The organism is Stenotrophomonas maltophilia (assembly GCF_013464485.1).
GTDB lineage: Bacteria > Pseudomonadota > Gammaproteobacteria > Xanthomonadales > Xanthomonadaceae > Stenotrophomonas > Stenotrophomonas maltophilia_AW.
In genome coordinates, this window is sequence record NZ_RAUX01000029.1 from 1 (window position 1) to 14186 (window position 14186).

14 protein-coding genes are annotated in these 14186 nt (G+C 65.8%); 7 read left to right on the plus strand and 7 right to left on the minus strand.

Going from position 1 to position 14186, the window contains the following annotated elements; genetic code table 11:
• Window positions 1-131 precede the first annotated feature (131 nt).
• Genes D7Y61_RS12755 through D7Y61_RS12765 form a run of 3 tightly spaced genes read left to right on the plus strand, consistent with a single transcriptional unit; the run spans window position 132 to window position 1668 of the window.
• Window positions 132-761 carry a superoxide dismutase gene (locus tag D7Y61_RS12755; RefSeq protein ID WP_180866545.1) on the plus strand — a complete coding sequence of 210 codons (630 nt, stop codon included), beginning with the start codon at window positions 132-134 and terminating at the stop codon, window positions 759-761.
• The gene (locus D7Y61_RS12760) at window positions 758-1333 is read left to right on the plus strand and encodes a flavin reductase family protein (protein WP_180866547.1); all 576 of its coding nucleotides are present in this window, start codon (window positions 758-760) and stop codon (window positions 1331-1333) included. The genes D7Y61_RS12755 and D7Y61_RS12760 overlap by 4 nt, the downstream gene beginning before the upstream one ends.
• The gene (locus D7Y61_RS12765; protein WP_032129997.1) at window positions 1333-1668 is read left to right on the plus strand and encodes a tetratricopeptide repeat protein; all 336 of its coding nucleotides are present in this window, start codon (window positions 1333-1335) and stop codon (window positions 1666-1668) included. The genes D7Y61_RS12760 and D7Y61_RS12765 overlap by 1 nt, the downstream gene beginning before the upstream one ends.
• A gap of 5 nt (window positions 1669-1673) precedes the next feature.
• Here the strand turns inward: D7Y61_RS12765 and D7Y61_RS12770 are convergent, their stop codons facing one another.
• Together D7Y61_RS12770 and D7Y61_RS12775 are read right to left on the minus strand one after the other, a co-directional pair.
• Window positions 1674-2822, minus strand: a complete 1149-nt coding sequence (locus tag D7Y61_RS12770; protein ID WP_088026244.1) for a fatty acid desaturase family protein — start codon at window positions 2820-2822, stop codon at window positions 1674-1676.
• 11 nt (window positions 2823-2833) lie between these two features.
• Entirely contained in the window at window positions 2834-3904 is a 1071-nt protein-coding gene (locus D7Y61_RS12775; RefSeq protein ID WP_180866548.1) for a ferredoxin reductase, read from the minus strand.
• Between the two features lie 92 nt (window positions 3905-3996).
• Here D7Y61_RS12775 and fabR point away from each other — a divergent pair, with 92 nt between their 5' ends.
• The 3 genes from fabR to D7Y61_RS12790 all read left to right on the plus strand — a co-directional run bounded on the left by fabR (window position 3997) and on the right by D7Y61_RS12790 (window position 7644).
• Window positions 3997-4653: an HTH-type transcriptional repressor FabR gene (gene fabR, locus D7Y61_RS12780; protein WP_180866550.1), complete on the plus strand. Its 657-nt coding sequence runs from the start codon at window positions 3997-3999 to the stop codon at window positions 4651-4653.
• A 275-nt stretch (window positions 4654-4928) separates the two neighbouring features.
• Window positions 4929-7106 carry a TonB-dependent receptor plug domain-containing protein gene (locus tag D7Y61_RS12785; protein WP_180866551.1) on the plus strand — a complete coding sequence of 726 codons (2178 nt, stop codon included), beginning with the start codon at window positions 4929-4931 and terminating at the stop codon, window positions 7104-7106.
• Entirely contained in the window at window positions 7096-7644 is a 549-nt protein-coding gene (locus D7Y61_RS12790) for a thioredoxin-like domain-containing protein (RefSeq protein WP_180866552.1), read from the plus strand. Before D7Y61_RS12785 ends, D7Y61_RS12790 begins: the two co-directional genes overlap by 11 nt.
• A 122-nt stretch (window positions 7645-7766) precedes the next feature.
• On the opposite strand, the gene mntR is transcribed toward D7Y61_RS12790, so the two are convergent.
• Complete coding sequence (gene mntR, locus D7Y61_RS12795; RefSeq protein WP_014037494.1) at window positions 7767-8237, minus strand: manganese-binding transcriptional regulator MntR; 471 nt, start codon at window positions 8235-8237, stop codon at window positions 7767-7769.
• A 117-nt stretch (window positions 8238-8354) separates the two neighbouring features.
• Here mntR and D7Y61_RS12800 point away from each other — a divergent pair, with 117 nt between their 5' ends.
• Window positions 8355-9686, plus strand: coding sequence for an Nramp family divalent metal transporter (locus tag D7Y61_RS12800; RefSeq protein ID WP_180866553.1), 1332 nt, complete (start codon window positions 8355-8357; stop codon window positions 9684-9686).
• Window positions 9687-9780: 94 nt separating this feature from the next.
• On the opposite strand, the gene D7Y61_RS12805 is transcribed toward D7Y61_RS12800, so the two are convergent.
• The 4 genes from D7Y61_RS12805 to D7Y61_RS12820 form a co-directional block, all read right to left on the minus strand.
• On the minus strand, window positions 9781-10107 hold the full coding sequence (locus D7Y61_RS12805) for a thioredoxin family protein (RefSeq protein WP_180866554.1): 327 nt from the start codon (window positions 10105-10107) through the stop codon (window positions 9781-9783).
• Window positions 10079-10600 (minus strand): flavodoxin, encoded by a 522-nt coding sequence (locus D7Y61_RS12810; protein WP_180866555.1) that lies wholly within the window; start codon window positions 10598-10600, stop codon window positions 10079-10081. The genes D7Y61_RS12805 and D7Y61_RS12810 overlap by 29 nt, the downstream gene beginning before the upstream one ends.
• The gene (locus tag D7Y61_RS12815) at window positions 10572-11612 is read right to left on the minus strand and encodes a ribonucleotide-diphosphate reductase subunit beta (RefSeq protein ID WP_049428423.1); all 1041 of its coding nucleotides are present in this window, start codon (window positions 11610-11612) and stop codon (window positions 10572-10574) included. Before D7Y61_RS12815 ends, D7Y61_RS12810 begins: the two co-directional genes overlap by 29 nt.
• A gap of 111 nt (window positions 11613-11723) precedes the next feature.
• Entirely contained in the window at window positions 11724-14087 is a 2364-nt protein-coding gene (locus tag D7Y61_RS12820) for a ribonucleoside-diphosphate reductase subunit alpha (RefSeq protein WP_180866556.1), read from the minus strand.
• Window positions 14088-14186 lie beyond the last annotated feature (99 nt).

Below are 14186 nucleotides of genomic sequence, written 5' to 3' on the forward strand. Positions count from 1 at the left end.
TGCCGSCCAGCGGCCGGCACTACCATGCCTCCGTCTTGACCTCTTGATCTATTGACCTCAACCAATGTTGAGGTGCGATAACAGTCTCCCCACGGCCAGCCCGTCTGGCCTTCCCCACGGAGATTGCTTCGATGTCGTACTCGCTTCCCCCGCTCCCCTATGCCTATGACGCCCTCGAGCCGCATTTCGATGCGCGCACGATGGAGATCCACCACAGCAAGCACCACCAGACCTACGTCAACAACCTCAATGCCGCCATCGAGCAGGCCGGCATCGCCGAGCAGCCGGTCGAGGCGCTGATCGCCAACCTCGATGCAGTGCCCGAGGCGCAGCGTGGCGCAGTCCGCAACAACGGCGGTGGCCACGCCAACCACAGCCTGTTCTGGACCGTGCTCAGCGCCAACGGCGGCACGCCCGATGATGAGCTGGCCGCCGCCATCGACCGCGATCTGGGTGGCTTCGATGCCTTCAAGGAGGCCTTCACCAAGGCCGCGCAGACCCGCTTCGGCAGTGGCTGGGCCTGGCTGACCAGCGATCGCGACGGCCGCCTGAAGGTTGAAAGCAGCGCCAACCAGGACAGCCCGCTGATGGGTGCAACGGCCGGCCTGTCCGGCAATACCCCGATCCTCGCACTGGACGTCTGGGAACACGCCTACTACCTGCACTACCAGAACCGCCGCCCGGACTACATCGGTGCGTTCTTCAACATCATCAACTGGGCCGAGGTCGGCCGGCGCTACCGCCAGGCCCGGGCCTCATGAGCGGCGAGACACTGCCGTACGCCGGGCCGTGGGTGGGGGTCTTCCCCGCCCCGGCCCCGGTGCCGTCGGTCGAGATGCCGCCGCGTGCCCTGCGGCGGCTGCTCGGCCACTTTCCTACCGGCGTGGCCATCGTCTGCGCGCGCGATGCGCAGGGCAAGCCCATCGGCCTGACCATCAATTCGTTCGTGCCGGTGTCATTGCAGCCGCCACTGGTGCTGTGGAACCTGGCGTTGCACGCGCAGAGTCTCTCCACCTTCCAGCGCGCCACCCGCTTTGCGATCAGCGTGCTGGCGGCCGACCAGGAAGCACTGGCCCGGCGCTTTGCCGATCCGCAGGTACGCAACCGCTTCGACGGTCTGGCATTGCTGGATGACGACGAGGACGCCCCGCCACGCATCGCCGGTGCGGTAGCGCATCTCACCTGTACTCGTCACGCGCAGTGGCCGGTCGGCGATCACCTGTTGCTGGCCGGCCGCATCATCGAAGTGCACGAGAACGGCGGCGCGCCGCTGCTGTTCCATCGCGGCCGCTTCCAGCCGGGACCGGCCGAGCTGCTGGTGGAGGTGCGCTGATGAACATCGAGGCTCTGGAATGCATGCTCGCCAGCGGCAAGGACGGCGCGCTGCTGCGCTTCGGCCTGGGCAAGGGCTGGCTGGATGCCGGCAACCCGGTGCGCGCGGCAACCCATCTGGGCCGTTGCGTGGTCCTTGATCCGCAGTATTCGGCGGCGTGGAAGCTGCTGGGCAAGGCCTGGCTGGCCAGTGGCCAGCCGCAGGCGGCGCGCGAAGCGTGGCAACGCGGGCTGAGCGTGGCCGGCAGCAAGGGCGACCAGCAGGCACGCAAGGAAATGCAGGTGTTCCTGCGACGCCTGGACCGCGAGCAGGCGGATCTGGCGAAAGCGGGCTGAGTCGATCAGCCCGCGTTGGCCGATGCCGGTGCGGACATGATGTCCGACATCGGCAGGCGGCGCGGCTTGCTCGGGAACGCGTGGCGCAGGATGCGCCAGACCACCTGGCCGAACTGGCGCGGCAGCGAGCCGTTGTTGTAGTGCTGGCCGTAGCGGCGGCAGATGTCCTTCACTTCCTTGGCGATGGCCGCATAGCGGTTGGCCGGCAGGTCCGGATAGAAGTGGTGCTCGATCTGGTGGCTGAGGTTGCCCGACAGCACGTTGATCAGGAAACCGCCACTGATGTTCGACGAACCGCGCAGCTGGCGCAGGTACCAGTGACCGCGCGACTCATTGCGCAGGCACTCCTTCGGGAAGGTTTCCGATTCAGCGGTGAAGTGGCCGCAGAAGATGATCACATAGGTCCAGATGTTGCGCAGGCCGTTGGCGACCAGGTTGCCCAGCATCACCGTGAGGAAGAACGGACCGGCCAGCAGCGGGAAGAACACGTAGTCCTTCAGAACCTGGCGCAGCATCTTGCGCGCCACCGGGCGGGTCTGCATCCACATCGCACGGCCACTGATGCGGCCCTTCAGCCAACGGCCCAGGCGCAGGTCCTGCGCGGCCACGCCCCACTGGAACAGCAGCGCGAAGATCGGCGCGATGATCGGCTGCAGCAGGTAGAACGGCTTCCAGCGCTGTTCCGGGAAGATGCGCAGCAGGCCGTAGCCGATGTCATCGTCCATGCCACGCACGTTGGTGTAGGTGTGGTGGCGGAAATTGTGGGTCTTGCGCCAGTTGTCGGCGGTGGCAACGATGTCCCACTCGTAGGTGTTGCCGTTGAGCTTGGGGTCGCCGGTCCAGTCGAACTGGCCGTGCATGACGTTGTGGCCCAGCTCCATGTTCTCCAGGATCTTCGACAGCGCCAGCAGCAGCGTGCCGGTGATCGCGGCCGGCCACAGCAGCGGCATCCAGAACAACGGCGAGAACGCCGCCAGGAACAGCAGGCCACGGCCACCCACGCCGAACCAGCGCACGGCGGCGGCCACGCGGCGGATGTAGCGGGTATCGGAGGCGCCGAGGCTGCCGATCACACGGTCGCGGATCGCGTCGAGTTCCTCACCGAAGGCATGCATCTCGGCGGTGCTCAGGGCACGGTCGGTAGCGCGGGTCATGGCAGGCGTCCTCAGAGATCCAGGGTCAGGTCGGTGGTCGGTGCGCTCACGCAGATCCGCACCGGCTGTGCCGATTCGGACTGCAGGTCGCCGGTGCGCAGGTGGCGGGTGGCGCCACTGACGCGGTCACAGCTGCAGCTGTTGCAGATACCCATGCGGCAGCCGTGTTTGGGCTTGATGCCGTGGGCTTCGAGGCTTTCCAGCAGCGAGCGGCCCCGCGGCACGCTCAGCTGGCGGCCACTGCGCGCAAGCGTCAGCGACACCTCACCTTCGCTGCTGGCATCGCACAGCGGCGCCGGCGGTGTGAACGCTTCGGCCTGGAAGCCGGCGACCTGGTGCGCCAGACGCTCGCGCGCAGCGGCTACGAAGCCGTCCGGGCCGCAGGCCAGCACATGGCACTGCGCCAACGGCGTGTCATCGCCGGCCACCTGCAGATCGTGGGTATCGATGCGCGCGGCCGGCGCCGCGCCCTCGCGGGTGGTCAGCAGGTGCACGCGCAGGTTCGGGTGCGCTGCGGCCAGCGCCTGCAGCTCATCACGGAACTGCAGATGGGCGGCGGTGCGCTCCCAGTAGAACAGGTCCACCGGTGCTGCCAGCGGGCGCTGGCAGGCGTCGCGCAACAGGCTGCGCATCGGCGTGATGCCACTGCCGGCCGCCAGCAGCAGCACCGGCGCTGCGGCCGGCATGTGGAACTCGCCGAAGGCGGCATCAAGGCGGAACAGTTCGCCCGGCTGTGCATGGTTCACCAAGTGCTGGCTGACCCGGCCGCCATCGATCGCCTTGACGGTGATCGCCAGCTCGCGCCGCCCCAGTGCGGTGGGGCTGTAGCTGCGCTGCCACAGGCGTCCTTCAATCTCGACGCCGAGGGTGACGTGCTGGCCAGCGCGCATGCCAGCCCAGTGCCGGTTGGTGCGCAGGACCAGGGTCGCCGCGCCCTCGCCGGCCGGCTCGCGCCGGACCAGGCGGGCCACCGGCTCGCGCAGGGTCCACAGGGGATTGAGCTGGCCCGCCCAGAAATCGAACAGCGACGGCGAGACCCAGCGGTACGGAGAGAACAGGGACGGACGGACGACAGCGCTCATGGGCGCACTATACGGGCGCACATACATCTGTGTATACATGTGTATATTGAACCGGATTGGGTATGATTCAGCCTCGCCCCACCGGAACCCCCATGGCCGCCGCCACCGCCTTGTCGACGCCCGAAGATGCCAACAGCCCGGCCCGCCGTACGGTGAGCCGCGAGGATCTGCTGGCTGCTGCCCTGAAACTGATCGGGCCGCACCGCAGCCTGTCCACGCTCAGCCTGCGCGAAGTGGCACGTGAGGCCGGCATCGCGCCGAACAGCTTCTACCGGCAGTTCCGCGACATGGATGAACTGGCCGTGGCGCTGATCGATGCGGCCGGCCGCTCGCTGCGCACCATCATCGGTGAGGCCCGGCAGCGCGCCACCTCCACCGCCAGCAGCGTGGTGCGGGTCTCGGTGGAGACCTTCATGGAGCAGCTGCGCGCCGACGACAAGCTGCTGCACGTGCTGCTGCGCGAGGGCGCGGTCGGCTCGGACGACTTCAAGCACGCGGTCGAACGCGAGCTGCACTACTTCGAGGAAGAGCTGCAGCACGACCTGGTGCGCCTGGCTGCATTGGACGGCGCGGTCCTGCATGCGCCGGAACTGGCGGCCAAGGCCATCACCCGGCTGGTGTTCGCGATGGGCGCCACCGCCATGGACCTGCCGCCTGAGAAGGATCCGGAGCTGGTCGAGCAGATCTCCACGATGATCCGCATGATCATCGTCGGCGCGCGTACCCCCGCCGCGTTCCGCCGCGGCTGATCGAGCGTCCCCCGGGCCGGATCCCTTTCCACAGGAAAGGGCTGTGACCCCGTTCCCGTCTACTCCGCAACGCCATCCTCCGCACATGACCACCGGCAGGGTTGCGGTCGTTTTATGTAATGTTATAACACGTCCATGATCTGACTCGGCCGGCGCCTCAATCGTAATTGCTGCGGCTTCGTTATATAGCCCTTGCTATATTCATGAGCCGCTGCTTTCATATGCGTCAGCCAGGTCGCCCTCGCCGCCTTTCTTCTCCCAAGGACGACGCCCTCATGCGCTTCATTCCCCACCACCTCCTCATTCCCCACCACCTCCGCCGGTTGCCACTGGCCGCCGCCATTGCCATCGCCCTGCCGCTGCCTGCACTGGCCGCCACCTCGAAGCCGACCGAGCTGGACCGCGTACAGGTCAAGGTCAGCACCGCCACCCGCAGCGAACGCCTGCTATCCGATGTCCCGATCCGCACCGAAGTGCTGCGCAAGGAAGACATTGCGCTGCGCGCGGCCACCGACTTCTCGCGTGCCGCCGAGCTGATCAACGGCCTGCGCGTGGAAAGCAACTGCCAGAACTGCAACACCAGCGAAGTACAGCTGCTGGGCCTGCCCGGCGCCTACAACCAGCTGCTGTTCGACGGCATCCCGCTGCTGTCCACGCTGGGCAGCGTCTATGGCCTGGAGCAGATTCCGGCCGGCTTCGTCGACCGCATCGAAGTGGTCAAGGGCGGTGGCTCGGCGCTGTACGGCCCGGGTGCGGTGGCCGGTGTGATCAACCTGATCCCACCGCTGCCGGCGCGCAGTGGTGGCCATGTGCAGGCCGGCGTGGACGTGCTGAAGGGCACGCCGCAGAAGAACGCCGACGTGCGCCTGGACCTGGTAGCGAAGGACGCCGACGCCGGGCTTTCAGTGATTGCCCAGCGCAACTGGAACAGTGGCATTGACTACAACGGCGACGGCTACACCGAGATCACCCGCAAGAACCTCAAGGTCGGCGGCCTGCAGGCCTGGTATGCACCCAATCCCGGCACGCGGCTGCGCCTGGACCTGCAGGTGACCGATGAAACCCGCCGCGGCGGCAATCGACTGGATCAACCGGAATACCTGGCCAACATCGCCGAGTCGTTGGATACGAAGTACCGGCGTGGCAGCGTGTCGTGGGACCAGGAGATCAATGCCGACGTCGAATTCCGCCTGGCCTACGCCTTCGCCGACATCGACCGCGACAGCTTCTACGGCGGTCTGGGCGACGTCGTCACCGATCCCTCAGCACCCGACTATGACCCGTCGCAGCTGGACCACAACGTGGCCGGCAGCGCGGCCTCGCGTTCGTGGCGCCAGTACGGCCGCACCCACAACCCTCTGCACTACATCGACAGCCAGTTGAACTGGCGATTGGGTGCGCACGCGCTGGCCTTCGGCGTGCAGTACAAGCACGAGGCGCTGCGCGACGACAACCGCACCGGTGACGGGCAGCGTATTGCCGTGCTGGAGGATGCGACCTTCCACAACTTGGGCGCCTTCATCCAGGACGAGTGGAGCCTGCGCGACAACGTCGACCTGGTGCTGGGTGCACGCGTGGACAAGAGCTCGGAGCTGGACAACGCGGTGTTCTCGCCGCGCATCGCGCTCGCCTGGCAGGCCACGCCGAACCTGAAGTGGCGGGCCGGTATCGCCACCGGCTTCCGCGCACCGGAGATCTTCGTCGAGGATGTGCATGTCGATACGCTGGGTGGCGAACAGGTGCGCGTGCGCAACACCGACGGTCTCAAGGAAGAGCGCGCGTTGACCACCCTGTTCGGCTTCGACTGGCGATCGGACCCGGCCAATCCGGTGTGGAGCTGGGATGCGACCGCCTCCTATGCACGCATCCGCGACACCTTCGCACTGGGCGAGATCCAGCGCGGCGATGACGGACAGCTGAGCCAGCTGCGCTACAACGCTTCCGGCTCCAACGTGCTGGGCGCGGAAACCAACCTCGGTTGGCAACCGTCGCCGCAATGGCGCCTGACTGCCGGTGCCTCGTGGTACCGCTCCCGATTCCGCGAACCGCAGCGCATCTTCGACGACACCGGCGACGGTGGCGACACCGTCATCGAAAGCCGCGACTACCTGAAGACCCCGCGCTGGACCGGCCTGGCCCAGCTTAGCTGGATGCCGGCCGAGCCGTGGGAGACCTTCGTGGCGCTGCGCCATACCGGCCCGATGTCGGTACTGAACAACCGGTTGGGCGAGCTGCACCGTACGCGTTCGTTCCTGCTCACCGACCTCGGTGCGCGCTGGCACCGTCATCTGGGCGCGCAGGCACAGCAGGAAGTGTCGGTGGCCGCAGGCGTCAAGAACGTGTTCGATCAGCGCCAGAAGGATCTGGAGGTGGGCGCGCTGCGTGACAGCGACTATGTCTACGGGCCGCGTTTTGCGCGCTCGTGGTACGTCAACCTGCGTTATGCGTTCTGAGTTGCTGCGAACGTTGTCGCTGGTCAGCGCCCTGCTGCTGGGCGCACCGGGAATGGCCACGGACCTGCATGCGCAGGTCTCGGCCTCGTTGATGCGTCCGGAGCAACGCTCGCTGGGGCCGATGCAATGGTCACCGCCACCGCGACTGGTGGCGCTGTACTTCGGTGCCGACTGGTGTGCGCCGTGCCATGCCTTCGTACCCACCCTGCGCAGCGTGCGCGACGCGTTGCGGGAGGCCGGCGCCGATACCGAAGTGGTGTACGTCAGTCTGGATGAGAGCGAGAGCGCGCTGCGCCGCTACATGCAGGCGCAGGGCATGCCGTGGCCGGTGCTGGACCCGCGCCGCGCCGCTCGCATGCCGGCACTGCAGTCCCTGGCTGGGCTGGCACCGCCGAACCTGGTGCTGATCGATGCCGACGGCAAGGTGCTGGCCAATGGCTGGCAGGGGCGGCGTTACGAAGGGCTGCAGCCGGTGTTGAAGGAATGGACGAAACGGGCGTGTGCGCAGGCACAGGCGCACTGCCCGCCCGGATTGTAGAGTCGAGCCATGCTCGACTCATTCCATCACCGTGCGAACGGCAGCCGAGCATGGCTCGGCTCTACAGAACACCTGATTCCGCCACCACACGGACACCCGCCGGGCATGGCCCGGCGCTACCACTAAGGCGCCCCGCCCTCGGCCTTGCGCACGAACGCCTCGAACAACGCCAGCGTCTGCTCGCTCACATGGTGCTCGATGCCCTCGGCATCACGCCGTGCCGTATCCGGGTCCACGCCCAGTGCCAGCAGGAAACGCTCCACGGTCTGGTGCCGCTGGCGGCTGGCATGCGCCAGCGCCTCGCCTTCCGGGGTCAGGAACACGCCACGATACGGCCGCTGCACCACCCAGCCATCGCGGGCCAGGCGCCGCAGCATCTTCGCCACGGTTGGCTGGGCCACGCCCAGGCGGGTGGCGATGTCGACCTGGCGGGCCTCGCCGCCGTCGGCCAGCAGATCCGAGATCAGCTCGACATAGTCCTCCACCAGCTCCATCCGGTGCGCCTCGCGCACTTGCCGGAAGCTCTCGACCTGGCGCTCGGCCTCGATCAAGGGGGTGCTTTTCAGCGATGTCGAATCGTCGGTCTTGCCCACGCCTGCGCCTGTCCTTCCGGGGTGATCCGGTGTTGAACCTGAATTCTGGACCAGTAACGCGATAAAGACGATTGTTTCACATTGCTAATGACTATAGCAGGAGCTATATTCGCACCCATGAACACCCTGGCACCCCGCGACCCTTCGGCCTCCACTGCGGCCAGCCTGGGCGCGCTCAACGCCTCGGTGGCGGTGCCTGACAAGGGTCACTGGTGGTTCCGCCTGCTGGCCTTCCTCGGCCCGGGCTACATGATCTCGGTCGGTTACATGGACCCGGGCAACTGGGCCACCGACCTCGCCGGCGGTTCGCGCTTCGGCTACCTGCTGCTGTCGGTCATCCTCATTTCCAACCTGATGGCGGTGATCCTGCAGGCGCTGTCGGCGCGGCTGGGCATCGCCACTGGCATGGACCTGGCCCAGGCCTGCCGCGCGCGCTACCCGAAGCCGGTGAACCTGGCGCTGTGGGCGCTGTGCGAGGCGGCGATCATCGCCTGCGACCTGGCCGAGGTGATCGGCACCGCGATCGCGTTGAAGCTGTTGTTCGACCTGCCGTTGCTCTGGGGTGCGGTGATCACCGCGCTGGACACGCTGCTGGTGCTGATGCTGATGAACCGCGGCTTCCGTGCGCTGGAAGCGTTCGTCATCGCGCTGTTGATGGTGATCTTCGGCTGCTTCATGGTGCAGATCGCACTGGCCGCACCACCAGTGATGGAGGTGCTGGGCGGGTTCATTCCCCGTGCCCAGGTGGTGACCGATCCGCACGCGCTGTACATCGCCATCGGCATCATTGGTGCCACGGTGATGCCACATAACCTGTACCTGCATTCGTCCATCGTGCAGACCCGTGCGTATCCGCGCACCGATGAGGGCCGTCGCAGCGCCCTGCGCTGGGCAGTGACCGACAGCACTCTCGCGCTGACCCTGGCACTGTTCATCAACGCCAGCATTCTGATCCTGGCTGCAGCGGTGTTCCATGCGAACGGCCGTTTCGATGTGGAAGACATCGAGCAGGCGCACCAGCTGCTGGCGCCGATGCTGGGCGTGGGCGCGGCGGCGACGTTGTTCGCGATAGCACTGCTCGCCTCGGGCCTGAATTCGACGGTGACCGCGACATTGGCCGGCCAGATCGTGATGGAAGGCTTCCTGCATCTGCGCCTGCCGCCATGGCTGCGGCGGCTGATCACGCGGGCGCTGGCGATCATTCCGGTGGTGGTGGTGATCATGCTGTTCGGCGACCAGGGCGCGGTAAAGCTGCTGGTGCTGAGCCAGGTGGTGCTGTCGATGCAGCTGCCGTTCGCGATCATTCCCCTGGTGCGGATCGTGACCGACAAGGTGACAATGGGCGCGCTGGTGGCGCCGCGTTGGCTGGGTGCGATTGCCTGGGTGATCGCGCTGCTGATCGTGGCATTGAACGTGAAGCTGCTGGTGGATACGTTCAGCGGCACGTGAAGTAGGTCCACGCCGTGCGTGGATGCATTTGTAGAGTCGAGCCATGCTCGACTCATCGCACACCGTACGAACAACAGCCGAGCATGGCTCGGCTCTACAAATGCAACGCGATCGCGGCTTCGATCTGCTGCGGTGACTGGAATCCGGCCAGACGCGTGCGTTCGTCACCGTCACGGAACAGGGACAGCGTCGGCGTCTGCCGCAGCCCCAGCTCGCGGAAGAATGCCTCGCCCAGCACCTCCAGCTGCACGCGCAGCAGCGTGGTGCCCTGCCCCGCACTGCTGGTGGCTACCCGATGCAGCGACATCTCCAACATCCGGCAACCGGGGCACTGGTCCTTGTGGAAATCCACCAGCACCCGCGGGTGTTCGGCCAGCAGCTGCTGGAACTGCTCAGGCGTGGTGGCGTCGATGATCTGCATCGGTGTTGCTCCAGTAATGGGCCAGGACCGCGTCAGTCCAGGCATTGATGGCCTCGGCGTGCCGAACGCCATGCGGCATCTGTTCGATCTCCAGCGGCGGGTAGTCGCTGCGGAAATAGCGGATCAGTCGGTGCACGGCACCGCAGTAGTACTCCTGCCCCCATTGCGTCTCACCGGTGCCGAACACCGCCAGCTGCCGCGGCCGTTCACCCCGCTCGGCGATGCCGGCCACCCAGGCCTTCATCTCCGACGGCGTGCGGCCGGCGTTGTCAGTCCAGCAGCCCAGCAGCACCAGCTCTGCCTCATCGGCTGCCAGCGGCGGTGCCTGGCGCAGGTCATCGGCCTCGTGCCAGTGCACCGCATGGCCGGCGGAACGGAGGCGCTCGGCAATCTGCCGCCCCAGCTCGCGGGTATTGCCACTCAGCGACGCGACCACCAGCAGGATGCGCAGTACCGCGCCCGGCTCAGAGGTCGTCGAAGCCGTTGTCGACATTGGTCTTCTTGTAGCTTGCATTGCGCATCTCGAAGAAGTCGGTCTTGGTCTCGGTGAAGTTGTCGGCGTAGGCCTTGATCCACGGCATCACGTTATCGGTGGTGTCGCTGTACAGGCGCTCGATGCCGAGCATGCCGGCCATCTTGTTGGCCCGGTACTTCACGTAGCGCGTCATCTCCTCGACATCGATGCCGTCGATACCGTCCAGCACTTCCGAGGACCACTGCGTCTCCAGTTCGATCGCATGCTCGAACGCCTGATGCACGTACGCGGTCAGTTCATTGGTCTGCAGCTCCGGGTTCTCGCCGATGATGGCGCGGATCAGCTCGCTGATGAACTTGGTATGGGCCAGCTCGTCACGATTGATGAAACTGATGATCTTGCCGGTGCCGGTCATGCGGTTCTGCCGCACCATGTTGTAGAAGTAGGCAAAGCCGGAATAGAAGTTGATCCCTTCCAGGATCGACGACTGGATCAGCGACTTCAGCAGGGTCTCGGCGGTCTTCTCGCGCATGAAATCGTCATACGCCCCCATGATCGGCGCGTTGCGCTTGATGATGGTCGGGTGGGTACGGGCGATCTCGAAGATGCGGTTCTGGTTCGGCAGGTCGGTGATCGAGGCCAGCACGTAGCTGTAGCTCTCGTTGTGGATGACTTCCTGCTGGCCGATGATCGCTGCATTGGCATGTGCCGCCGGGTCGGTGATGTACTCGGCCACGTTGTAGATGAAACGCGTCTGTGGCGAATCCAGCGTGGCCAGCAGGCCGATGATCGAGTCATAGGCATTCTTCTCGCGCCCGGACAGCTCGCCGTACTGGCGCGCATCCAGCTTCATGTCCACCTCGTCGGGGATCCAGAAGTTGGTCGACAGCTCCTTGTACGCCCGATAGAACGACGGGTATGGAATATCGTTCCAGTTAAGGATGCCACTGGTGCGGCCGTTGATGATGCCGGTGCTGCGGTTGGGGTGGCGCGGTTCGAGGATCTTGATGCGGTCGAGGGGAGTTGCCATGGTGTTCTGCCTTCGTATTGCGTGCGTTGCGGATGTAGAGCCGAGCCCATGCTCGGCTGCTCTTCGCGCCTGAGCCGAGCGTGGGCTCGGCTCTACAGGGGGGCGCAGTGGTCAGCTTGCGCACCATTCGCATTCGCTGATGTCGATGTCGTTGGAGCGCACGTAGTAGGTGGTTTTAAGTCCCTCGCGCCAGGCCGTCAGATGCAGCTCCAGCAATGTGCTGGCGCGAATGGTGCTGGGCACGTACAGGTTGAAGCTGATCGACTGGTCGACATGGCGCTGGCGGCGTGCGTTCTGGCGCACGCTGGCGAACTGGTCGACCTTGTAGGCACCCTTCTCGTAGTACGGCCAGGTTTCCAGCGACAGACCCGGCGCGGCCACCGGCCGCCGGAAGTCCTTCTTTTCTTCGTAGTAGAACGCGCTGTAGATCGGATCGATCGATGCGGTGGAACCGGCAATCTGCGCGGTGCTCATGTTCGGTGCGACGGCCAGCAGCCAGCCGTTGCGCAGGCCGTGTGTGGCCACCTCGCGCGCAAGGCTGTCCCAGGCGGCACCGCTGTAGTCGCGGTCGCGGAAGTAGCGGCCGTTGTGCCAGTCGCTGCCGGCGAACATCGGGTAGCTGCCCTTTTCTTTGGCCAGTTGTGCGCTGGCCTGGATGGTCAGGAAGTTGATGCGCTCGTACAGGCGGTCGGCCAGCGCCTCGGCGTCCGGCGATTCCCACTGGATCGCCTGCTGCGCCAGCAGGTGGTGCCAGCCGAAGGTGCCCAGGCCGATGGCCCGGTACTTGCGGTTGGTGATCGTCGCCTGCGGCACCGGCAGTGCGTTGAGGTCGATCACGTTGTCGAGCATGCGCACCTGGATCGGAATGAGCCGCTCCAGCACGTCGGTGGCCAGCAGGTCATCCGGCGCACTGATCGCACGTCCGAGGTTGATCGAGGACAGGTTGCAGACCACGAAGTCACCGGCGCGACGTGTGGTAACGATCTGGTCGCCGCTGACGATCTCCTGGATCATCCGCGTCGGGCTCATGTTCTGCAGGATCTCGGTGCACAGGTTGCTGGAATAGATCATGCCCGCGTGCTTGTTCGGGTTCCGGCGGTTGACCTCGTCGCGGTAGAAGAGGAACGGGTTGCCGGTCTCCAGCTGGCTGAGCATGATCCGCTTGAACAGATCGATGGCCTTCACCGTGCGACGGCTGATGCGCTCATCGGCCACCAGCTCGGCGTAGCGGTCACGGAAGCTGCCAGAACCACGCTTCTCGTCGTAGAAGTCCTGCAGGTACCAGCCCTTGGCCTGCTTCACCTCGTGCGGATCGAACAGGTACCAGTCGGCGCGACGTTCGACCGCTTCCATGAACAGGTCCGGCACGCAGACCGAAGTGAACACATCGTGCGCGCGCAGGCGCTGGTCGCCGTTGTTGAGGCGCAGGTCCATGAAGGCTTCGATATCGCGGTGCCAGATGTCCAGGTACACCGCCACCGCGCCCTTGCGCTGGCCGAGCTGGTCCACCGACACCGCAGTGTTGTTGAGCTGCTTGATCCACGGCACCACGCCACCGGAGGAATTGGCAACGCCACGGATCGGCGCGCCGCTGCTGCGCACATAGCCCAGATAGGCACCGACACCGCCGCCGTGCTTGGACACGCGCGCGATATCGGTGTTGGAGTCATAGATGCCCTGAAGGCTGTCATCCACCGTGTCGATGAAGCAGCTGGAAAGCTGCCCGCCCACCTTGCCGGCGTTGGCCAACGTCGGCGTGGCCACCGTCATGTACAGGTTGGACAGCGCCCAGTACGCCTCGCCCACCAACTGCATGCGCCGCTCGCGCGGCTTTTCCTCCTGCATCAGGTACAGCGCAATGGTCAGCCAGCGCTCCTGCGGCAGTTCATAGACCTCACGGCTGCGGTCGCTGGCCAGGTAGCGCGTGGCCAGCAGGTACAGGCCGTTGTAGGCGAACAGGCGATCGCGTTCCGGGTCGATCATTTCGCCGGCCTGCTGCAGCTCTTCCTTGGAATAGCAGCGCAGGATGTCGTTGCTGTAGATGCCGCGGTCGGCCAGGCTTTCCTGCAGGCCCACGTAGGAACCGTACTTCAGTCCAACGTCGTAGAAGCGGTTGCGGCTGGCGCGCTTGTACAGGCGGCGCAGGTAGATGCGTGCGGCAAACTGTTCCCACTCCGGCGCGACCAGGTCCACGCGCGATTCGGCCTCGCGGATCAGCAGATCGACCAGATCATCGGCGCTGATGCTCGGTTTGCGTTCGACCATCGACTGCACTACACGGCGGTAGTCGCTCACGTCCAGCTGCGGGAACTCGGCATGCACGGCGTCGATGCTGCGCTGCAGGCGCTCGGCCTCGAACGGCAGGCGACGGTTGCCGGCCTCCTTGGTGATCCAGGTCGGCACGCGCTCGCCACCGGCGCGCAAGGCGTCGCCAGCGCCGGCCAGATCGGCCACGCGGAAGGTACTGTCGGTCATGGTGGTGAAACTCCAGGCTCGCACGCGCGTTGGCGGTCGATGCCATGGCGGCCCTGCACGCGATACCGGCGCACGGGGCGGTCGGGGTGGGATGCCAAA